The sequence below is a fragment of the Kitasatospora sp. NPDC054939 genome (assembly GCF_053610105.1).
This window is the reverse complement of record NZ_JBSGXP010000097.1, coordinates 1-21508: the sequence shown is the minus strand read 5'-3', so window position 1 is coordinate 21508 and position 21508 is coordinate 1. Positions and strand designations below refer to the sequence as shown.

The following is a 21508-nucleotide window of genomic DNA, read 5'->3' as shown; positions in this document are numbered from 1 at the left end:
CGCGACCCGCACCCGACCCCCACCCACCGAAAGGATCCACACTTGTCGTCGCAAGACGTGGCGCTGGTGCGCCGTCAGGCGGCACGGGCCCGAGCACTCGCGCTGACCACGGCCAGCAACGCCGGCACCGGCCACATCGGGGCGGACCTCTCCGCCATGGACATCATCGCCACGCTGTACTTCGGCGTGCTGCGCGGCGGCCCGGACGACCCGGACCGGGACCGCTTCGTCCTCAGCAAGGCCCACGCCTCGGCCGCCATGTACAGCGTGCTGGCGCTCACCGGCGTGCTGCCCGAGGAGGAGCTGGCGACCTACGGCGCCGCGGACTCCCGGCTGAGCACGGTCGTCTCGACCCGCGTCCCGGGCATCGAGTTCAACACCGGCTCGCTCGGCCACGGGCTGTCGCTCGGCGCGGGCGCCGCCCTCGCCGCCCGGGTGCAGGGCTCCGACCGCCGCACCTTCGTGCTCACCGGCGACGGCGAGCTGCAGGAGGGCAGCAACTGGGAGGCCGCGATGCTGGCCGCCTCGCGGGGCCTGTCCAACCTGGTCGTGATCGTCGACCGCAACCTCGCCCAGAAGGGTGCCAGCACCGAGGACATCAACGCCCTGGAGCCGCTGGACGAGAAGTGGCGCTCCTTCGGCTGGGCCGTGCGCACCGTCGACGGCCACGACGTCGAGGAGCTCCTGGAGGTCCTGCGCGGCGCGCCGCTGGAGCCGGGCCGGCCCACCTGCGTGATCGCCTCCACCGTCAAGGGCAAGGGCGTCTCCTTCATGGAGCGCAACCTCGAATGGCACAGCCGCCGACTGACCCCCGACCTTCTCGACCGAGCACTCCGGGAGCTTGAGCATGGCCTCGACTGACTGCGCCGCCGCCTTCTCGGCGGCCCTGCTCGAACTGGCGCGCACGGACGAGCGGATCTGCATCGTCAACAACGACTCCGCCGAGACCCATTCGGCGCTCGGCTTCCAGTCCGAGCTGCCCGACCGCTTCGTCGACGTCGGCATCGCCGAGCAGAACCTGGTCGGTGTCGCCACCGGCATGGCCAACGCGGGCCTGCGCCCGTTCGTCTACTCGGCCTCCTGCTTCCTGACCGCCCGCGCCCTGGAGCAGATCAAGAACGCCGCCTACAGCAACGCGAACGTGGTGTTCTGCGGCTTCGTCAGCGGTCTCGCGTACGGCGCGCTCGGCGGCACCCACCATGCCGTCGAGGACCTCGCCTGGATGCGGGCCATCCCGCGGATGACGGTGCTGGCCCCCGCGACCCCGCAGGACACCGTGGCGGCGCTGCACGAGGCGATGGCCCACGACGGCCCGGTCTACATCCGGATCGTCAGCAAGCTGGAGACGCCCGAGCTCTTCCCGGCGGACCACACCTTCCGCTACGGCGGCTCCGAGCTGCTGCGCGACGGCGAGGACGTCACCCTGGTCGGCACCGGCCTGCTCACCACCCGGCTGGTGGAGGCCGCCGACCTGCTCGCCGCCGACGGCATCCGGGCCGGCGTGCTCCACCTCGGATCCGTCCAGCCGATCGACGCGGAGGCGATCGGACGGGCGGCGGCCCGCAGCGGCCGGCTGGTGGTCGCCGAGGACCACGTGCTCAACGGCGGTCTCGGCGGGGCGGTCGCCGAGACGGTCGTGCGCACCCACCCGGTGCCCGTGCTGCAGCTCGGCGTACCGAACGAGTACGCGCCGATCGGCCCCGCCGAGTTCCTGTACGAGCACTACGGCCTGACCGCGCAGGGCGTGGCGAAGCGGGTGGGGGAGTGGCTGGCATGACCGTCGGTACGACCGTCAGTGTGGCCGACTACACGGCCGCCTACCTGCACGCACGCGGTGTCCGCACCTGCTACAGCCTGTCCGGCACCGGCTCCATCCACCTCGACCAGGCGTTCAGCGGCCGGCCCGGCCTGGTGACCGTCTGCGCCCGGCACGAGACCGCGGCGGCGCTGATGGCCACCGGCGCGGCCAAGCTGACCGGCGAACTCGCGGTGGCGCTGGTGACCAGCGGCCCGGGCGCGGTCAACGCGCTGGCCGGACTCGTCGACGCCTACGCCGACGGCGCCCCCGTCCTGGTGATCTCCGGCCAGGTCGAGACCCGGCACATGGACGAGGGCGTCCGCTCCTTCGGCGTCCAGGGCTTCGGGGTGGTCGACAGCGCCCGCAGCATGACCAAGTACTCGGCGGTGGTGGAGCGCCCGGGCGACATCCGCCGGCACCTGGACGAGGCCGTCCGGCACGCCCTGGCGGGCCGCCCCGGCCCGGTCTGGCTGGACATCCCGCTGGACGTGCAGGCCGCGCACGTCGACCCGGCCGCCCTCCAGGGCGCCGAGCCGACCGCCGACGAGGCCCGCGGCGCCGGCGCCCGGCAGACCGCCCGGCAGCTGATGACGATGCTGCGCAGCTCCGAGCGACCGCTGATCGTCGCCGGGCAGGGCGTCCGCCAGGCCGACGCGGTGAAGTCCTTCCAGGAGGTCGTGGAGCGGCTGCGGATCCCGGTGGTCACCTCCCGGCTGGGCACCGACCTGCTGCCGTACGACTCGCCGTTCTGCCTCGGGCAGGGCGGCATCCGCGGCCGGCTCCACCCGGGGCTGGTCATGGGCCGCGCCGATCTGGTGATCTCGCTCGGCTCCAGCCTGTCCACCGCCTTCGTCGGCGAGGACGCGGACGCCTTCGACCCGGACGCCACCGTGGTGGCGGTCGACATCGACCCGACCCAGCTGACCAAGAAGGGCGTCCGGGTGGACTTCCCGGTCTGCATGGACGTCGGCCGGCTGGTCGAGGCGCTCCAGCAGGAGGCGGCCGAGGCGGACGTCCCCGCCGCGCACGAGGCGTGGCTCGCCGAGTGCGCCGCGCTCAAGGCCGCCCACCCCACGGTCGGCGAGCAGCGGCCCGGCGGCCCGATCAACTCCTACCGGTTCGTGGACCGGTTGGAGGCGCAGACCGGCGCCGACCACGTGTTCGTGGTCGACACCGGCAGCGCCTACTACGTGACCGGCCAGACCCTGGAGTTCACCGCCTCCCAGCGGGAGATCACCTCGGCCGCCTTCCTCAACATGGGCGCGGCCGTTCCGATGGCGGTCGGCGCCGCCTTCGCCCGGCCGGACGCCCAGGTGCTGGTGATCGTCGGCGACGGCGCGATCGAGCTGAACATCCAGGAGCTGGCCACCGTCAGCCAGTACGGGCTGGGCATCAAGGTGTTCGTGCTGAACAACGGCGGCTACGCGTCGATCCGCGAGTCGCAGGCCGCCCTGACCGACGGCCCGGCACTGCCCGAGCCCGAGACGCTGGAGTTCGCCGCCGTGGCGAACGCGTTCCGGCTGCCGTACCGGGCGCTGACCGGCGTCGACACGCTCGACGCCGACATCGCCGCGGTGCTGGCCGAGGAGGGCCCCGCGCTGGTCGAGGTGCTCTGCGACCCGGAGCAGCGGCTGCTGCGCCCGCTGCGGGCCGACGGCGGGCTGCGGGCCCACGACGGCGCGTCGCTGGTGTCCGCCGGGGTGTCGGTCGAACGGCCGGTCCTCGTCCCGGCCCAGGGCCGTCCGCGGACCCCGGAGCTGAACCGTGCGTGAGACGCTGCAGGCCTCCTGGAACCACCGGCACCGGCTCGGCCAGACCCGCGAGGACGCCGAGCGGGGGGTCTTCAACCCGCACCACAGCACCCTGCCGCTCGTCCTGCACGGCACGCTCGACACGGCCGCGCTGAACCGTGCCTGGCACGCCCTGCAGCGCCGGCACCCCGTCCTGTGCAGCGGCTTCGACACCGACCGCGCGCTCTGGCACGTGGGCTCCGCCGAGCCGCAGGACCTGCGGCAGCTGCCGGCCGGGGCCGACGAGGGGGCCGACCGGGCGGCCGTGCGGGCCGCCGTGATCGAGCCCTTCGACCTGGTGGACGGGCCGGTGGCCCGGCTGGTGCTGCTCCCGCGCTCGCCGCAGGAGACCTGGTTCGCCCTGGTCACCGAGCACCTGGTGAGCGACGGCTGGTCGCTGAACGTCCTGATCCGGGACCTCGCCGTGCTCTACGGGCAGGAGACCGGCGCCGAGGTGCCGCCGCTGCCGCCGATCGAGGTGCCCTTCCAGGAGTTCGTGCGCCGGCAGAACCTCGCCGTCGAGTCGGCCGCGGGCCGGGCCGCCCTCGCCCGGCTGGCCGCCCGGCTGGAGGGCATCGGCGCCGTCCCGGCCATGCCGATCGAGGGGTTCAGCGGCGCCACCGGCATCCGGTACGAGGAGAACGAGGACTTCGTCCGGCGCCTGCCCGGCGAGCTCTGCCGCGAACTCGCCGCCGCAGCACGCCCGTTGCGGATGACGGGCCTGAACCTCATGCACGCCGCGCTGCACCACGCGCTCGCCGAGCGCTCGGGCCGGTCGGCCGCCGCCACCACCCTGTCCACCGCCAACCGGGAGCTGCCCGGGCTCACCCACACCGCCGGCTGGTTCGCCAGCAAGACGGTGCTGGCCAGCGAGCCCGGCCGGCACCCCGGCGCCACCGACTACCTGCGCCACTTCCGCGAGCGGATCCTGGTCACCCTGGACGACAGCCACCTGCCGTGGCCCGCCCTGATCGACCTGATGGACCCGCAGGCGCTCGGCCGCCAGGCCACCGTCCCGTACGTCACGTTCAACGCCCGGCCGATCGGCATGCGCCGCAGCGTCGGGGAGATCGCCATCCCCGGCGTGCGGACCGCGCCGCTCGGGATCTCCAACGGCTGGCACGACGCCGCCGTGGCGACCTTCTGGGACGAGGACGAGGACGGCGTCACGGTGAACGTCATGTTCAAGACCGACTGGTACACCGCCCCCGACGTGCTGGCCCTGTGGGACACCGTCGAGGACCGGCTGCACCGGTGGGCCCGCGAACTGCGCCCGTGACCGCCACCCCACCGAGGAGAGAGACCACCATGCAGAACACCGCCATGCACGTCGCGACCATCCGCGAGTCCACCGCCGAGACCGTGCGGGATCGCGACTGGACGCCGCTCACCGACGAGCAGTTCGAGAGCTACGAGCAGAACGGCTACCTCCACCTCAAGGGCCTGTTCACCCCCGAGGAGGTGCAGCGCGGCCTCGGCGTCATCGACGACGTCCTCGCGGCGGGCGCCGGGACCATCGAGAACCACGCCAGCTTCACCGACCGCGCCCACACCGTGCGGGTGCGCGACGCGGTGGCCCGCACCGCCGGCATGGACTACTTCCTCGACCACCCGAAGCTGGTCGGCCCGCTGATGACCCTGCTGGCCGGCAGCGTCCAGATCCTCGGCACCGAGATCTTCGTCCGCTCGCTCCAGCAGGAGGCGCTGGAGTACTGGCACACGGACGGCGGCGAGTACCTGCAGCAGCTGCGGCTCACCCACGGCAGCCCGGGCCTGCAGGTCAAGGCGCAGGTGTTCTTCACCGACACCACGCAGTCCGACAGCGGCAACTTCCTGCTCGTCCCCGGCAGCCACCGCAGGGTGCCGACCGACCGGACGGCGCTCTGCTACATCGAGGAACTCGACGAGCCGCTGCGCCGGGGCGTCCTGCCCGAGGAGGCCGTCGAGGTCAAGGCCGCGCCGGGCGACGTACTGATCTTCCCGTACTCGCTGTGGCACGCGGTGGCGCCGAACACCACCCGGGAGCGCAAGACCTTCATCCTGCGCTACGGGCACCTGTGGCACCGCCCGCACGACTACCTGCAGCAGCCCGCCGAGGTGCTGGACCGGATGTCGCCGCGACTGCGCCGGATGTTCGGCGACTTCGGCGACGCGGTGCACCCCACCGACTACTACAAGCCGGTCGACCAGGGCGACGTGATGGCGGTCGGTGGCAACCATGCCGGTGCCTGACGTGTCGCTGCGCGGGCTGCCGGCGGACGTCCGCTCGCTGCCCGAGCTGTTCGCCCGGGTCGCCGTCGTGCGCGGCGACGCGCCCGCGGTGGCCGGCGGCGGCCGCGAGTCCGGCTACACCGAGATCGACCGGCTGTCCGACGCCGTCGCCGCCCGGTTGACCGCCGCCGGCCTCGGCCGCGGCGCCCTGGTGGGCGTGCTCCTGGAGCGCTCCCACCGGGCGCCCGCCTGGATCCTCGGCGTCCTCAAGGCCGGTGCGGCGTACGTGCCGCTCGATCCGTCGTACCCGGCGGAGCGGCTCCGGTTCATGGCTGAGGACGCCGGCCTCGCGGCCCTGGTCGGTGCCCCCGACCGGGCCGCGGCCTGCGGGCTGGACACCGTGCCGGTCGTCGACCCGGACGCCGCCGGGCTCGTCCCGGGGCCCGCCCCGGAACCGCCGGGCCCGGACGACCCGGCGTACGTGATCTACACCTCCGGCTCCACCGGCCTGCCCAAGGGCTGCGTGGTGACCCACGGCAACGTGCTGGAGCTGCTGCGGGCCACCCTGCCGCTGTTCGCGTTCGACGCCGGGGACCGGTGGACGCTGTTCCACTCCGCCTCCTTCGACTTCTCGGTCTGGGAGCTGTGGGGCGCCTGGGCGACCGGCGCGGCCGCGGTCCCGGTGCCCGCCGACACCGCGCAGGCGCCCGAGGACTTCCTGCGGCTGCTGGTCGACGAACGGGTCACCGTGCTCAACCAGGTGCCGTCCGCCTTCCGCTACCTGGCCCGGGAGTACACCGACTCGGGCGCCCCCGCGACCGCGCTGCGGTACGTGGTCTTCGGCGGCGAGAGCGTCGACCTGGACGTGGTGCGGGGCTTCCTCGACGCCGCCCCCGGACCGGCGCCGGTCATGGTCAACATGTACGGCATCACCGAGATCACCGTGCACGCCACCCACCTGGTGCTCACCCCCGAACAGCTGGCGGGGGACACCTCCTCGCCGATCGGCCGGCCGCTGCCCCACCTGTCGATCGACCTGCTCGACGACGCGCAGCAGCCGGTCGCGGACGGCGAGGCCGGTGAGATGTGGGTGTCCGGCACCGGTGTCGCCACCGGCTACCTGAACCGTCCCGAGCTCACCGCCGACCGCTTCCGCACCGTCGACGGCCGCCGGTCCTACCGCACCGGCGACCTCGCCCGCCGACTGCCCGACGGGCGGCTCGCCTACCTCGGCCGCAACGACCAGCAGGTCAAGCTCCGCGGCCACCGGGTCGAGCTCGGCGAGGTCGAGGCCGGCCTGCGGGCCGCCGCTCAGGTCGGCGACGCCGCCGCGCTGGTCACCCGGGACGGCAGCGGCAACGACCTGCTGACCGCCCTCGTCGTCCCGGCCGCCCCCGGCGCACTGGACGTCCCGGCGCTGCGCCGGCACGCCCGCACGACCATGCCCGCCCAGCTGGTGCCCAACCGGTTCCACGGCGTCGACGCGCTGCCGTTCACCGCCTCCGGCAAGCTCGACCGGCGGGCGCTCGCCGGCCTCGCCGCCGAGGCCGCCGCGCCGCGCGCCCGCATCCTGGTCGTCGACCCCGTCGACGCGGGCGCCCTGGAGGAGCTGCGCCGGCGCCACGAGGTCACCGTGGCCCTGCGTCCGCCGGCCGGGGAACTGCTCGGCCTGGTCCGCGACAAGGAGGTGATCGTGCTGCGCAGCGGGGTGCGGCTGACCGCCCCCGTCATCGCGGCCGCGAACCGGCTCAAGGTGATCGCGCGGGCCGGCTCGGGGATCGACAACATCGACCTCGACGCGGCCAGGGCGGCCGGTGCGACCGTGTTCAACATCCCCGCGGTCTCCGCCCCGGCCGTCGCCGAGCTGGCCCTCGGGCTGATGCTCACCGTCGCCCGGCACATCGCCCTGGCCGACCGCCAGGTCCGGGCCGGGGTCTGGAACAAGGCCGCACTGTCCGGCTCGGAGCTCGGCGGCAAGACCCTCGGCCTGGTCGGCTTCGGCCGGATCGGCTCGCGGATCGCCGCGCTCGGCCGCGCCCTCGGGATGCGGGTGCTGGTCGACGTGGCCCGGGCCACCGACGAGCGCCGGCACGAACTGGACAGCCTGGGGTACGAGTTGGCGTCACTGGACGCACTGCTGCCGACCGCCGACGTGGTCTGCCTGGCCGTGCCGCTGACCGACCGCACGCACCACCTGATCGATGCCGCCGCGCTGTCCGCGATGAAGCCGACCGGCCTGCTGGTCAACGTCTCGCGCGGCCTCGTCGTCGACGAGGACGCCCTGTACGACGCACTGGTGCAGCGCCGGATCGCCGGCGCCGGGCTCGACGTGGTGGCCCGGGAAGGCCGGCCGAACCGGCTGCACGACCTCGACAACGTGGTGATCACCCCGCACATCGGGGCGATGTCCGCGGACTCGCAGGCCCGGATCGGCCGCATCCTGGTCGACTCGGTGAGCGCCGCCCTGGCCGGCCGGGAGGTGCCCAACCAGTGCTGACGACCCGTCAGGACACCATGGAGAGTGCCGTCCTGGTCGAGAACGGCCGGATCGAGCACCGGCTGACCCCGCTGCCGCCGGTCGCCCCGGGCGAGCTGCTGGTGCGCGTCCTCGCCACCGGCATCTGCGGATCCGACCTCGCCACCTACCGCGGCACCCACCCGTACAAGACGGCGCCGACCGTCCTCGGCCACGAACTGTGCGGCACCGTCGTCACGGCCGCCGGCGACTTCGCGGTCGGCGACCTGGTGTGCTCCGCCGCCTATGCGCACTGCGGCGCCTGCCCGATGTGCGCGCAGGGGCGCACCAACCTGTGTGGCGCCCGGGCCAACCTCTGCCACCTCGGCTGGGACGGCTCCTTCGCGCAGTACGTCACGCTCCGGCCGACCATGGTCCACCGGCTGCCCGCCGGCACCGACCCGGTGCTCGGCGCGCTGGTCGAACCGCTGTCGATCGCCGTCCACGCCGTCGCCCTGGCCGGCCCGGCCGACGGGCGGACCCTGCGCGTCATCGGCGCGGGCAACATCGGCCTCGGCTGCCTGATCGCGGCCCGGCGGCTCGGCTACGGCACCGTCGTCTGCTCCGACCTCGGCCCGGACAAGGGCCGGCGGGCCGCCGCCCTCGGCGCCGACGGCTACCTCGACGTCCTGGCCGGCGGGGCCGGACCGGACGCCGCCGCGCCCGCCGACGTGGTGCTCGTCGCGTCCGGGCACCCGGGTGCGCTGGACGAGGCCGTCCGCGCGGTCCGCCCCGGCGGCACGGTGGTCGTGGTGAGCTTCTTCGACCGCCCGCCGGCCGTGGCGGTCAACGCCCTGGTCGGCAAGGAGGTGCGGGTGGTCGGCTCCTCGCTGTCCACCGCCGAGGACTTCCGCACCGTCATCGGCTGGCTGGCCGAGGGCAGCATCGACCCGCTGCCCATGGTCACCCACCGCTTCGGCCTCGCCGCGGCCGACGCCGCGATGGCACTCATGGCGGCCGGCGAACCGGCCACCGGCAAGATCATCCTTACTCCACGAGGTGACGCATGACTCTCCAGATCGGCATCGTCGGGGGCACCGGCCACGCGGGCGGCGAACTCTGCCGCCTCCTCCTGAACCACCCCGGCGTCGCCACCGTGCTGCCCACCGCCCGCGGCGGCGAGGTGCTCGAACGCGTCCACCCCAACCTGCTCGGCAGCGGACTCGCCTTCGTCACCGTCGACGAACTGCGGGAGCGGGCCGGCGACCTCGACGCGGTGTTCTTCTGCACCCCCTCGGGCGAGGCGATGCGCTCCGCGCCGTACTTCCTGGACCGCGGCGCCAAGGTGATCGACGTCAGCGCGGACTTCCGCTTCCCCGACGCGGACCGCTACCGGGAGGTCTACGGCGAGCAGCATGCCAGCCCGCAGCTGCTGCCCGAGGCCGTCTACGGCGTGACCGAGCTCCACCGCGACCGGGTGGCCGAGGCCCGGCTGGTGGCCAACCCCGGCTGCTACGCCATCACCACCGTGCTCGGCCTCGCCCCGCTGCTGGGCTCCGGCCTCGCCGACCTCGACACCGCGATCCACCTCGCCGCCGTCAACGGCACCTCCGGCGCCGGCAACAAGCCGGTCACCGAGGTCATGCACGCCGAGGCCTTCGCCTCGATGCTGCCGTACAGCCTGGACGGCCACCGGCACGCCCCCGAGCTGGAGACCCACCTGGCCCCGCTGGCCGGCCGCGAGCTGTGCGTCGACATGACCACGGCCCACGGCAACTTCGTCCGCGGCATCCACATCCAGGCCAGCGTGGCGGTGCGCGCCGACGCCCGCGCCGCGGTCGATCGGGCCGCCCTGCTCGACCTCTACCGCGCGTACTACGCCGACGAGCACTTCGTCCGCGTCAACGCCTTCCCCAAGCAGGGCCGGCTGAACGCCAAGGAGTACGGCGTCTACCCGAGCCTCACCGCGGTGACCGGCTCCAACTTCTGCCACATCGGGGTGGACTACGACCCGGTGCGCGGCTTCGCCAAGGTCGTCGCGGTCACCGACAACCTGGTCAAGGGCGCCGCCGGTTCGGCGATCCAGAACATGAACCTGATGTTCGGTCTCGACGAGCGCGCCGGCCTCGGCCACTACGGGCTGTGACGGCGATGCGGCTGCTCGCCGAGCACACGCCCGTGCCCGGCGAGCGCTGGATCTACTCGGCGGGCTTCAACGTCGGTCCCGCGCTCGCCGACACCGGCCGGATCGACGTCGAACTCGCCGATCTGGCCCGGCTGTCGGACGCGGGCGCGCGGGTCGCCCTGGTGAGCCACCAGGGCAGCGCCAAGGACGGCAGCGCCCGCCACCTGGACTACCTCGCCGCCCACCTCGCCGCGCGGCTGGGCCGGCCGGTGCGCTACCTTCCGGAGAACTCCACCGCCCGCGCCCGGAGTTGGGCCCGCGAGCTGCAGCCCGGCGAGATCGCCCTGTTCGGCAACACCCGCCTGGACCCGGGCGACGAGCGCGGAGACCCCGAACTCGCCGGCAAGCTGGCCGGGTTGGGCGATCGGGTGGCGATCGGCGGCTTCTCCAAGGCCCACCGCCGCCATGCCTCCAACACCGGTCTGCTCGACCACCTGCCCGGCTGGGCGACGGCCGGCCTGGTCGAGGAGAGCCGCGCCCTGGACCCCTGGGCGGCGGGCGCGGGCGGCGACGCGTCGGTCGCGGTGCTCGGCGGGGTCAAACCGGAGAAGACCCTGATCGGCCTCGTCGGCCTGACCCGCACCCACGGCCTGGTGATCCCGGGCGGCGTGGTGCTCAACACCCTGCTCGCCGTGAGCGGCCACCGGATCGGCCGCTCCGAGCTGGGCAGCGACCCGGCCCGCTGCGCCGAGGCGGCGCGCGCGGTCCTGGAGCGCACCGGCGGCCGGGGTCTCCACCTGCCGCGCGTCGTCGTGGCGGCCGGGCCGGACGGCACCGTCCGGCGGCTGCCGCTCGACCGGGGGGTGCCGGACGACCACGCCGTCGTCGACTTCGAGATCGAGCCGTGGGCGCTCGACCGGGTCCACCGCGCCGAACGGGTGCTGGTCGCGGGCACCCCCGGCCGGTACGCCGAGGGGAACCACCACGCCGCCGCGGCCGTGCTCGCCGCGCGGTCCGGCGCGCGCAGCCGCACCCTGCTGCTGGGCGGCGACACCGTGGCCGAACTGCCCTGGGACGGCCCGCGCTCCACCGGCGGCGGCTCGGCCCTGCAGTACCTGGTGGAGGGCACCTGCGCGGTGTTCGAGGCACTCGCCGACAATGCGAGGCGGACCGCGCCCGGGGAGCCCGGGACCCACCCCGCTACGACCCACGGCGAGGAGCCGCACCCATGAGCACCGACCTGCCCACCGTCGAGGGCGCCCTCGACCTCACCGCGCTGCCGATCCCCACCCGCGTGGTCCTCGGCCGCGGCACCCTCGACCGGCTCGGCCCGCTCACGGCGCCGCTGGGCGGGCACGCCCTGCTGGTCTGCGGCCGGACCGCGATGCGCCGCCACGGCATCCTCGACCGGGCGGTCGGCTCGCTCGCCGCCGCGGGGCTCGCCGTCACGGTCTTCGACCGGATCAGCGCCAATCCCCGCTCGGACGAGATCGACGAGGCGCTCGGGGTCGCCAGGGCGGCCGGCTGCGACGTGGTCGTCGGCCTCGGCGGAGGCAGCGCCATCGACGCCGCGAAGGCCGTGGCGGTCGCCGCCGACGCGGACACCGTGCGCGAGCTGATCGGCCGCACCCTGCCCGACGGTGCCGCCGCCCTGCCGATCGTCGCCGTCCCGACCACGGCCGGAAGCGGTTCGGAGGTCACCCAGGGCGCCATCGTCACGGACACCGTCCGGGTCTTCAAGTCCGGCATCCGCGGTGCGGCGGTGGCCCCCCGGATCGCGATCGTCGACCCGGACCTCGGCGAGCCGTTGCCCGTCGCGGTCGCCCTGGAGAGCGGCTTCGACGCCCTCGCGCACGCCGTCGAGGGGGCCGTCGCCCGGCGCGCGACGGAGCAGAGCCGGGCGTACGCGCACCGGGCCCTCGGCCTGATCCGCGAGCATCTGCCGCGGCTGGCCCGCGGCGAGGCGACGCCCGAGTCCCGCGAGGCGATGGCGCTGGCCGCGCTGCTGGGCGGCGTGAACGTCACTACGGTCAGCACCTGCCTGCCGCACCGGCTCCAGCAGGCCATGGGCGCCGTCCCCGGCAACGCGCTCTCGCACGGCCGCGGTCTCGCCCTGCTCTACCCCACCTGGATCCGCAGCGCCGGCGAGTTCGCCGCGGAGGCCTTCGGCGGGGTCGCCGAGGCCCTCCACCACCGGGACGCCGCGACCGCCGTCGGCGCGCTGCTCGCCGACACCGGCCTGGGCACCACCCTCACCGCGCAGGGGTACACCGAACGGGACATCGACACCTTCGTCGCGGGCCTCAGCGGCAACCTGGACAACGACCCGCACCCGACCGTCGACACCGACCTGGTCCGCGGCCTCTACCGGGCCTCCCTGGGCGCCTAGGTTCTGTACGGCCGTGCCGTACCGCCGCACTGTCGCGGAGGCGCCGGGCGGGCCCCGCGCGGTAGCGGTGGGTACGCGGACGGGCCCGGCCGCCGGGGAAGGACGGCCGGGCCCGACCGCGTGTTCAGGGGCGGGTGCCCGGGCGGGTGGAGACCGTGACGTGGTCGACCCGCATCGGGTGGCCCGGCTCGGTGGCCGTGGTCGGGCCGCCGCCGAAGGCGTCCGGCAGCTTGCCGCCGACGGCCACGTTGAGGATCAGGAACAGCCCGTGGTCGACCGCCCGGTCCCAGGTGGCCGGGTCCATGGCGGCGGCTGCGACCCGGTGGTACTCGCGGCCGTCCAGGTACCAGCGGACCTGCTCGGCCCCGGGGGTGCGGTCGAGTTCGACGGCGAAGGCGTGGAATCCCGTCCGGCAGCCGGTGCACGGGACGTCGCCCGAGCCGAGGCCCTGCGGTTCGCGGCAGGGTCCGCCCTCGGCGGTGCCGCAGTGCATGGTGCCGAAGACGGCGTCCCGGCCGTTGACGTTCTCCATCACGTCGAGTTCGCCGACGGCCGGCCAGCCGGTCCAGCCGTTGCGCAGCGGTGCGCCGAGCGTCCAGAAGGCCGGCCAGTAGCCCGCCGCGGCGGGCCCGGTGACGTCCGGCAGGGCGATGGCCGCCTCGATCCGCAGCACTCCGCCGGGCGGGGCCGTGAAGTCGGCGCGCCGGGACTCGATCCGGCCCGAACTCCACTGCCCGTTCTCCCGGGTGGGCACGATCTCCAGGGCACCCCTGCCGTCCAGCCGGACGTTGGCGGTCGAGTCGGTCATCGTCTCGACCTCGCCGGTGCCCCACTGGGGTGCCGGGCAGCCCGGGTAGCAGGTGCCGAGGTCGTACTGCCAGTCGGCGGCGGAGGGGCGGCTGCCGGCCGGTCCGTCGAAGTCGTCCCGGAAGACCCGGGTCCAGCCGTCGGGTCCGGCGGTTCCGGCGGTGCCGGCGGGTGCGGCCGGGGACGGTGCGCCGCCGGGGAGCGCCCCGGCCTCGGTGAGCAGCCGTTCGATCCGCGAGGTGAGCACCACGGCGGCGACGTTGGTGAGGTGGGAGTCGTCCCGGTAGAGCAGGATGCGCTCCAGCACCGCCGGGCAACTGCGCCCGGAGCCGGGGCAGATGACCGAGTTCACCTCGATCGAGCGGACGCCGGGCAGCCGGCCGGCCGCGACCGCCCCGGCGAGCGGGTCGGGGAGCACGGCGCGGCCGCGGTCGAACGCGCAGGCGGCCGGGTCCCCGGTGTGGCCGGAGATGCAGGCGGGGACGTCGGTGCCGGGCACCGGGGTGTCCTCGACGTAGACGATCGGCACGCCGAGCGCGCGTAGCGGGGCGAGGGTCTTCTCCCAGCCCTGCAGCAGGAGTTCGCGGTCGTCGGTGTAGCGGTTGAGCGAGCCGACGACGATCAGCCGGGGTTTGGGGCCGCGGGTGATCCGGGCCAGCGCCTCGGCCCGCCAGGTGTCGCACTCGCGGTAGCTGCGGCCCAACTGCGGGTTGATCACCGGGATCTCCGGCAGCGGGCAGCCCTGTTTGACCAACTCCTCCAGCGCCCACCGGCGTTGGGCGGCGATCGCGAGCAGCGGTGAGAACCACTGGCCGGCGTGCGAGTCGCCGAGCAGGACGATCCGGTCCGGGCTCGCGGTCGCGCCGAACAGGCAGGGCGGGCTGCTCGTGGCGGCCGGGTCGACCTCGCACGCGCCGTCCGGCGGGAAGTCCTTGCGGGCCTGCAGGGCGTCCGGGACGATCGGGCCGTCCTTCGGCGGGGCCCCGGTGCGGGCCAGCAGGGTGGTGCCGTCGGCGGAGCCCGGCGGCAGCCCGAGCAGGTCGACGGGCGCGGCCGGGCCGAGCGCGCGCAGGGTGCCGGTGCCGACGACGAGCGCCAGCACCACCGGGACGACGACCGCCGTCAGCCCCAGCGACAGCCCGCGGCGCGGGAGTTCCACGACGGTGCGGTTGCGGCGCAGCGGCTGTTCGACCCAGCGGAGCACCGCGGCGGCGGGCAGCGCGGCGGCCGCGGTGAGCGCGACCTTGGCGGGCCAGTCCAGGCTGCCGAGGCGGGCCTCGGCGAGCACCAGGACGGGCCAGTGCCACAGGTAGAGGTTGTAGGAGAGCCGGCCGATCGCCCGCGGGGCGCGGGCGGCGAGCAGCCGGTCCACCCCGGGGCCGCGCTGCTGTGCGGGGTGCCCGGTGCGGTCGGGGGTGCCGGCCAGCAGGACGGCGGCGGTGCCGAGGGTCGGCACCAGGGCCGCCCAGCCGGGGTAGGGGGTGGCGGAGTCGTACCCGAGGACGCAGCCCAGCACGGCGAGCGCGCCGGCCCAGCCGGTGAGCAGCCGCAGCGGGCGCGGTCCCGGCAGCCGGTGCCAGGGCAGCAGGGCGAGCAGCGCGCCGACGCCGAACTGCCAGACGCGGGAAGGCGTTCCGAGGTACGCCAGGGAGACCGAGCTCTGCGTCCAGTGCAGCGCCAGGGCGAAGGAGCCGAGCGTCAGTAGCAGGGCGGCGGCGGTGGCCGCGGCCCGGACGGCGGCGCCGCGCCGGACCGCCCGCCGGGCGGCGAGGTACACCAGCAGGGCGAGCAGCGGGGCCCAGCCGAGGTAGAACTGCTCCTCGACGGCGAGCGACCAGAAGTGCAGCAGCGGGCTCTCGTCGCGCGCGGCGGCGAGGTAGTCGGTCTGCTGGGAGACGAAGCGCCAGTTGGCGACGGACAGCGCCGCCGCGAGGACGTCGTGCTCCAGGTCGGCGCGGCGCAGCGGGACGGTGAGCCAGGCGCCGACCACCGCGACGGCGGCGAGCACCACGGCGGCGGACGGCAGCAGTCGGCGGGCGCGGCGGGAGAAGAACTCGCCGAGCCGGATCCGTCCGGTGGTGACGGCCTCGCGGACCAGCAGGTTCGTGATCAGGTAGCCGGAGATGACGAAGAAGACGTCCACGCCGACGAAGCCGCCGGCCAGGCCGGGCACGGACGCGTGGAAGGCGAGCACCGCGAGCACGGCGACCGCGCGCAGGCCCTCGATGTCGGGGCGGAAGCCCGCGCGGGGCGCGCTGTCCGGAGTGTCGGAACTCCGGGAGCCGCTGCCGCCGCGCGGCGGGCCGGGGATGGTGTAGGTCTCCGGACGGAGTTCCGGAACCGTGGTCGATGACATGGGAGGTGGCGACCTTTCACCTCAGCCAGGGCAGCATCGGGCTGACCCAGCCGGAGGCAAGCAGAGCGGTGAGTACGAGAGTGGCGGTGGTGGCGAGCGCCTCGGGCCAGCGCCGGGGGAGCATGCCGGCGGCGGCGTTGCGGCCGTTGAGCGCGGCGGTCCAGGCGGAGAGCCGGGCGGCGGCCGGGCGGGCGGTGCGGCGGCCGGGCGCGGTGTCGCGGGCGGCGGTCACTTCCGGTCGGGCGGGCCGCAGTTCGCGCAGCAGGTCGCGGATCAGCGGCAGGCCGATCTGGGCCTGCACGGCGACGTACAGGCCGAGGCCCCAGGTGGGCTCCCAGCCGTTGCGGGCGACGGCCAGGCCGAGGCCGAGGCCGGCCGCGCCGAGCGAGGCGCCGAGCCAGAGCAGCGAGACCAGGACGACCCGGCGGGCGAGTCCGCCGGGTCGGGTGCGGCCCGCGCCGGTGGGCACCCAGGCGGCGCTGCGGCCCCGCAGGGTGTGCCAGTAGGCGGCGCCCGCGGCGACGCTCATCAGTACGTTGGAGCGGATCACCTCGATCCGCCAGCGGGTGCGGCTGATCCGGGGGAGCAGCACGTGCCACAGCCACAGCGGTGCGAGCAGCGGCAGGACGTGCCAGGGCCGGATCTGGTCGGGGTACCAGAACATCATCACCAGCGGCGGCAGTGGCGCGACGAAGACGTTCACGGTGGCGGCGAGGTAGCCGACGATGCCCTCGTAGAAGCAGAGCCGCATCCGCCGGGGAGCGCGGATCCGCTTGAGCACGGGCGAGCCGAGCAGGTGCAGGTTGCCCATCGCCCAGCGGTACTGCTGGTTGACGTAGGAGGCGAGGTTGTCGGGCGAGGTGCCCTTGGCGACCAGCACCGGGACGTACAGGGTGCGGTAGCCCTGCTCGTAGAGGGCGAGGCCGGTGAAGAGGTCCTCGCTGTGGTCGAGCCGGGCGAAGCCGCCGGCCGCGTCGATCGCGGTGCGCCGGTAGACGGCGTTGCTGCCGCAGCAGATCGCGGCGTCGCTGGCGTCCCGGGAGGGCTGGACCCAGCGGAAGAACCACTCCTGCGCGGAGCCGGCGGCGCGCTGGATCCAGTCCATGCCCTCGTCGGTGTCGAAGCACTGCGGGCTCTGCACGATGCCGATCCGCGGGTCGGCGAAGTACGGCACCAGGTGGCGCAGGAAGTCGGGCCGGGGCGCGAAGTCGGCGTCCAGGATGGCGATGTACTCGGCGCTGCTCAGGGTGAGCGCGTGGTTGAGGTTGCCGGCCTTCTTGAAGTGGCCGCGGTCTGGGCGCACGACGTACTCGTAGCCGTGGGCGGCCGCGAGGGCGGCGACCTCGGGCCGGTCGGCGTCGTCGAGCACCCAGACGGTGAGCGCGTTCGGCCAGTCGAGCGCGCCGACGGCCCGGTAGGCGTTCTCCAGGACGTCGAGCGGTTCGCCGCAGGTGGGCAGGTAGAGGTCGACGGTGGGCAGGTCGCCGGGGTTCCAGGCGTGGACCAGCACCTCGTGCGAGTGCCGGGTCAGCCGGCGCTGGCGCAGCCCGTTGACGGAGGAGAGGACGAGGGCGACGACGTTCAGCCCGAGGACGGCCAGGAAGGCCCAGAGGGCCGGGGTCCGCAGGGAGAAGGTGAACATGGTCGCCGCGGTGAAGGCGAAGGCGAGCGAGGTGCAGATCAGCACCCAGCGGCGCTGCGGCCCGAAGTACCAGTAGAGCTCCTGGTCGGAAGGAGGTTTCGGAAGGTGTTGGACAGTCATGTGGCCCCCACAGCCGTGTTTCTGACAGCTCCGCGGCCACAGTACCCCATTGGTATAGACCAATGGTTTCGTAGGTCGGCTCGTGGGACGAGGACTGCCCGGAGGGGCACGAGTGCGGTCCTCATTGCACCGTAACGGCAGGTGGGCCCGGGGGTCGCCAGTTCGCAGCAGGGTTAACAGTGGCGCAACTTCCGTGCCGTCCGGCGTCACGGAAGAGGCCGGAGGCCCCCTCCGGCGGGGCCTTTTGACGGGCTGCCCGGTTCCGTCGGGCCGGCCTCGCCCGGCACGAGCGGCCGGCCCGCCCGACGCGCCCTAATGCGCCGCGCCGCCGGGGCCGCCGCGAAAGGTGCGGCGGTAGGCGAGCGGGGTGACCCCGATCGCGGCGTGCAGGTGCTGCCGCAGAGACGCGCCGGTGGCGAAGCCCACCTGCCCGGCGACCTCGTCCACCGGCAGGTCGCTGGACTCCAGCAACTGCCGGGCCCGCAGCACGCGCTGCTGGATCAGCCAGCGCCCCGGGCTCATCCCCACCTCGTCCTGGAAGCGGCGCGCGAAGGTGCGCCGGCTCATCCGGGCCCGGGCCGCCAGGTCGGCCAGCGACAGCGGCTCCCGCAGGTGCTCCAGCGCCCACGCGCGGGCGGCGGCCGTGCCGGGCCCGGACCCCTCGGGCACCGGGTGCTCGATGTACTGGGCCTGCCCGCCGTCCCGCCACGGCGGCACCACGCACAGCCGCGCCACCTGGTTGGCCACCGCGCTGCCGTGGTCCCGGCGCACCAGGTGCAGGCAGACGTCCAGCCCGGAGGCCGCGCCCGCCGAGGTCAGCAGCTCGCCGTCGTCGACGAACAGCACGTCCGGGTCCAGCGCCACCCGCGGGAACCAGCGCCGGAACACCTCGCCCAGCTTCCAGTGCGTGGTCGCCGGTCGGCCGTCCAGCAGGCCCGCGGCGGCCAGGACGAACGCGCCGGTGCAGATCGACACGATCCGGGTCCCGGGCCGCACCCGGGCCAGCGCCGCCGCCACATCCGGCGGCAGCTCCCGCAGCACCCGCGCGTGGTCGAACGGCGCGACCACCACCGTGTCGGCCGTGGCCAGCACCTCCGGGCCGTGCCCGACCGTGACCGAGAAGTCCGCGGTGGTCGGCACCGGCTGCCCGTCCACCGAGCAGGTCAGCACCTCGTACCGGCCGTCCGCCGCCCCGAACACCCGGCTGGGGATGCCCAGTTCGAACGGATAGACGCCGGCGAGGGCGAGCACGGCGACCCGGTGCGCCGAAGGCCCCCGGAGCTCTCCCGCCTCCAGGGCCGCGGCACGTTCCATGGCACGATCCTATCGAAAGTCGGCCATCGTGCCATGGCCCCGGAGCACGCCCTGCCTGAGGCTGGACGGCATGAACGAGAACACCGGCGCCCCCGCCACCATGCTGGCCGTCCGTCAGGACGTCCTCGGAGCCCCCGACGTGCTGCGCCCGACCCGCCTGCCGCGACCCGTCCCCGGCCCGAGCGAGATCCTCGTCGCCGTCCGCGCGGCCGGGGTCAACCCCACCGACTGGAAGCACCGCGCCGAACCGCTCTTCCTCGACCGCCTGCCGCTCGTCCTCGGCTGGGACGTCTCCGGCGTCGTCGCGGCCGTCGGCTTCGGCGTCACCCTCTTCGCGCCCGGCGACGAGGTCTTCGGCATGCTCCCCTACCCCCACGGCGTCGGCTCGCACGCCGAGTACGTCACCGGCCCGGCCCGCGCCTTCGCCCACAAGCCGGAGGGCATCGACCACGTGCACGCGGCGGCCGTCCCGCTCGCGGCGCTCACCGCGTACCAGGCGCTCGTCGACACCGCCGACCTGCGCCCCGGGCAGCGGGTGCTGATCCACGCCGCGGCCGGCGGCGTCGGCCACTTCGCGGTGCAGATCGCCAAGGCCCGCGGCGCGTACGTGATCGGCACCGCCAGCGCGCCCAAGCACGACTTCCTGCGCTCCCTCGGCGCGGACGAGGTGATCGACTACCGCACCACCGACTTCACGGCGGCCGTCCGGGACGTCGACGTGGTCCTCGACCCGCTCTCCGGCGACACCCGGACCCGTTCGCTGGAGGTGCTGCGCCCCGGCGGCCTGCTGGTCTCGATCCGGGCGGGCGGCGGCGGCCCGGAGGAGGCCGGGCGCGCGGCCCGGCTCGGGGTGCGGGTCACGACGATGCTCGTCGAGGCCGACCGGGCGGGTATGCAGGCGATCGCCGCGCTGCTGGCCGACGGCCTGCTGAGGCCGCACGTCGAGGCGGTGTTCCCGCTGGAGCGGGCGGCCGAGGCGCACGCCCGGGGGGAGGGCGGCCGGACCTCAGGGAAGATCGTCCTGTCCGTCGCCTGACCCCGGGCGGGCCCGGCGACGGGGCGCGGAGCCGGCGCAGCACGACGGCCCCCGGCGGGTGCCGGGAGCCGTCGAGGTGCCGTTCCGTGCGGCCCAAGCCCTAGCGGCGGGTGCCCGCCCGTCCGGCCGGCTTCGCGGGGGCCTTCTCGGCGGCCTTCTCGGTCGCCTTGTCCTTGATCCGCACGGCCTCCTTGCGGACGTCGGCCTGGGTGGCGCGCTCGCGGCGCAGCCACTCGGGCTCCTCGGCCTTCAGGGCCTCGATCTGCTCGGTGGTGAGCGCCTCGGTCACCCCGCCCCGGGCGAGGCCGGAGATGGAGACACCGAGCTTCGCCGCGACCACCGGACGCGGGTGCGGCCCGTTGCGGCGCAGCTCCTGCAGCCAAGCGGGCGGCTCGCTCTGCAGCGCGTTCAGCTCCTCGCGGGAGACCACGCCCTCCTGGAACTCGGCAGGGGTGGCTTCGAGGTGGACGCCCAGCTTCTTGGCGGCGGTGGCCGGCTTCATGGTCTGGGACGTCTTCGGCTTGAGCGATGTCATGGAGGTAAGGGTACGTGAGTGCGTGTGCCCGTCCGGACCACGCTCGGTAGCCTTGCTGCGTGACAGAGATGCAGGTGAACCCGTTGTTCCGGCTCGCGTACGTCCCGGGAGTGACCCCCGGCAAGTGGGTGCGGGTCTGGGAGGAGCGGCTGCCGGACGTTCCGCTCTCGCTGGTGGCGCTGACCGGGACCGAGGGCGAGCAGGTGCTGCGCGGCGGGGACGCGGACGCCGGCCTGGTGCGGCTGCCGGTCGACCGGACGCTGCTCAGCGCGATCCCGCTCTACACCGAGACCACGGTGGTGGTCTTCCCCAAGGACCACTGGCTGGCCGCGGCCGAGGAGGTGTCCGCCGCCGACCTCGCCGACGAGGTGGTCTTCCACCCGCTCGACGACACCCTGGGCTGGGCGGAGCTGCCCGGCCGGCCGGCGATCGAGCGCCCGGCGACCACCGGGGACGCGATCGAGCTGGTGGCCGCGAACGTGGGCGTGCTGCTGGTGCCGCAGTCGCTGGCCCGGCTGCACCACCGCCGCGACCTCACCTACCGGCCGGCCGTGGACGTCCCGCAGTCGCAGGTCGCGCTCTCCTGGCGGGAGGACCGCACGACCGACCTGGTGGAGGAGTTCATCGGGATCGTCCGGGGCCGGACGGTCAACAGCTCGCGCGGACGCGGCGCCGACCGGCCGGCCGACGAGGCGAAGCAGAGCGGCGCGCGGTCCGGCGGCGCTCCGAGGTCGGGCCAGAAGGCCGGCGCACCGAAGGCGGGCGGTCAGAAGTCGGCGGGCCAGAAGTCGGCGGGCCAGAAGTCCGGGGCGAAGCAGCAGAAGCCGGCCCCGGGGGCCAAGGGCGCGGGCCGCCCGCGCGCCGCGACCGGCCGCTCGAAGCCCAAGCGGCGCTCCTGATCCCAGCGGGCGGCGGCGGACCGGCACGGCC

Annotated in this window: 16 protein-coding genes; 12 read left to right on the top strand and 4 right to left on the bottom strand. The window is 74.8% G+C overall.

Features of this window, described 5'->3' with window-relative positions:
* Positions 1 to 42 precede the first annotated feature (42 nt).
* Genes ACWGB8_RS25165 through ACWGB8_RS25120 form a run of 10 tightly spaced genes read left to right on the top strand, consistent with a single transcriptional unit; the run spans position 43 to position 12768 of the window.
* The gene (locus ACWGB8_RS25165; RefSeq protein WP_452215850.1) at positions 43 to 861 is read left to right on the top strand and encodes a transketolase; all 819 of its coding nucleotides are present in this window, start codon (positions 43 to 45) and stop codon (positions 859 to 861) included.
* Positions 848 to 1777: a transketolase family protein gene (locus ACWGB8_RS25160; protein ID WP_452215849.1), complete on the top strand. Its 930-nt coding sequence runs from the start codon at positions 848 to 850 to the stop codon at positions 1775 to 1777. The genes ACWGB8_RS25165 and ACWGB8_RS25160 overlap by 14 nt, the downstream gene beginning before the upstream one ends.
* Positions 1774 to 3570, top strand: a complete 1797-nt coding sequence (locus ACWGB8_RS25155) for a thiamine pyrophosphate-binding protein (protein WP_452215848.1) — start codon at positions 1774 to 1776, stop codon at positions 3568 to 3570. Before ACWGB8_RS25160 ends, ACWGB8_RS25155 begins: the two co-directional genes overlap by 4 nt.
* Entirely contained in the window at positions 3563 to 4867 is a 1305-nt protein-coding gene (locus ACWGB8_RS25150; RefSeq protein ID WP_452215847.1) for a condensation domain-containing protein, read from the top strand. Before ACWGB8_RS25155 ends, ACWGB8_RS25150 begins: the two co-directional genes overlap by 8 nt.
* A gap of 29 nt (positions 4868 to 4896) precedes the next feature.
* A complete protein-coding gene (locus ACWGB8_RS25145; RefSeq protein WP_452215846.1) occupies positions 4897 to 5820 on the top strand; it encodes a phytanoyl-CoA dioxygenase family protein in 924 nt (307 codons plus the stop codon).
* On the top strand, positions 5807 to 8296 hold the full coding sequence (locus tag ACWGB8_RS25140; protein WP_452215845.1) for an amino acid adenylation domain-containing protein: 2490 nt from the start codon (positions 5807 to 5809) through the stop codon (positions 8294 to 8296). The genes ACWGB8_RS25145 and ACWGB8_RS25140 overlap by 14 nt, the downstream gene beginning before the upstream one ends.
* Positions 8290 to 9324, top strand: coding sequence for a zinc-dependent alcohol dehydrogenase (locus ACWGB8_RS25135; protein ID WP_452215844.1), 1035 nt, complete (start codon positions 8290 to 8292; stop codon positions 9322 to 9324). Before ACWGB8_RS25140 ends, ACWGB8_RS25135 begins: the two co-directional genes overlap by 7 nt.
* Positions 9321 to 10400: an N-acetyl-gamma-glutamyl-phosphate reductase gene (gene argC / locus ACWGB8_RS25130; protein ID WP_452215843.1), complete on the top strand. Its 1080-nt coding sequence runs from the start codon at positions 9321 to 9323 to the stop codon at positions 10398 to 10400. The genes ACWGB8_RS25135 and argC overlap by 4 nt, the downstream gene beginning before the upstream one ends.
* Before the next feature lie 5 nt (positions 10401 to 10405).
* Complete coding sequence (gene pgk, locus ACWGB8_RS25125) at positions 10406 to 11611, top strand: phosphoglycerate kinase (RefSeq protein WP_452215860.1); 1206 nt, start codon at positions 10406 to 10408, stop codon at positions 11609 to 11611.
* The gene (locus ACWGB8_RS25120) at positions 11608 to 12768 is read left to right on the top strand and encodes an iron-containing alcohol dehydrogenase (RefSeq protein WP_452215842.1); all 1161 of its coding nucleotides are present in this window, start codon (positions 11608 to 11610) and stop codon (positions 12766 to 12768) included. Before pgk ends, ACWGB8_RS25120 begins: the two co-directional genes overlap by 4 nt.
* Before the next feature lie 124 nt (positions 12769 to 12892).
* Here the strand turns inward: ACWGB8_RS25120 and ACWGB8_RS25115 are convergent, their stop codons facing one another.
* The 3 genes from ACWGB8_RS25115 to ACWGB8_RS25105 all read right to left on the bottom strand — a co-directional run bounded on the left by ACWGB8_RS25115 (position 12893) and on the right by ACWGB8_RS25105 (position 19007).
* Positions 12893 to 15931: an acyltransferase family protein gene (locus ACWGB8_RS25115; RefSeq protein ID WP_452215841.1), complete on the bottom strand. Its 3039-nt coding sequence runs from the start codon at positions 15929 to 15931 to the stop codon at positions 12893 to 12895.
* 16 nt (positions 15932 to 15947) lie between these two features.
* Positions 15948 to 17693 (bottom strand): glycosyltransferase family 2 protein, encoded by a 1746-nt coding sequence (locus ACWGB8_RS25110; RefSeq protein ID WP_452215840.1) that lies wholly within the window; start codon positions 17691 to 17693, stop codon positions 15948 to 15950.
* A 312-nt stretch (positions 17694 to 18005) separates the two neighbouring features.
* The gene (locus tag ACWGB8_RS25105; protein WP_452215839.1) at positions 18006 to 19007 is read right to left on the bottom strand and encodes a GlxA family transcriptional regulator; all 1002 of its coding nucleotides are present in this window, start codon (positions 19005 to 19007) and stop codon (positions 18006 to 18008) included.
* Positions 19008 to 19077: 70 nt separating this feature from the next.
* Between ACWGB8_RS25105 and ACWGB8_RS25100 the strand changes: the two genes are divergently transcribed.
* Positions 19078 to 20043: an NADP-dependent oxidoreductase gene (locus ACWGB8_RS25100; protein ID WP_452215838.1), complete on the top strand. Its 966-nt coding sequence runs from the start codon at positions 19078 to 19080 to the stop codon at positions 20041 to 20043.
* Between the two features lie 100 nt (positions 20044 to 20143).
* Here the strand turns inward: ACWGB8_RS25100 and ACWGB8_RS25095 are convergent, their stop codons facing one another.
* Complete coding sequence (locus tag ACWGB8_RS25095; protein WP_452215837.1) at positions 20144 to 20578, bottom strand: DUF5997 family protein; 435 nt, start codon at positions 20576 to 20578, stop codon at positions 20144 to 20146.
* Between the two features lie 59 nt (positions 20579 to 20637).
* Here ACWGB8_RS25095 and ACWGB8_RS25090 point away from each other — a divergent pair, with 59 nt between their 5' ends.
* On the top strand, positions 20638 to 21477 hold the full coding sequence (locus tag ACWGB8_RS25090) for a LysR substrate-binding domain-containing protein (RefSeq protein ID WP_452215836.1): 840 nt from the start codon (positions 20638 to 20640) through the stop codon (positions 21475 to 21477).
* Positions 21478 to 21508 lie beyond the last annotated feature (31 nt).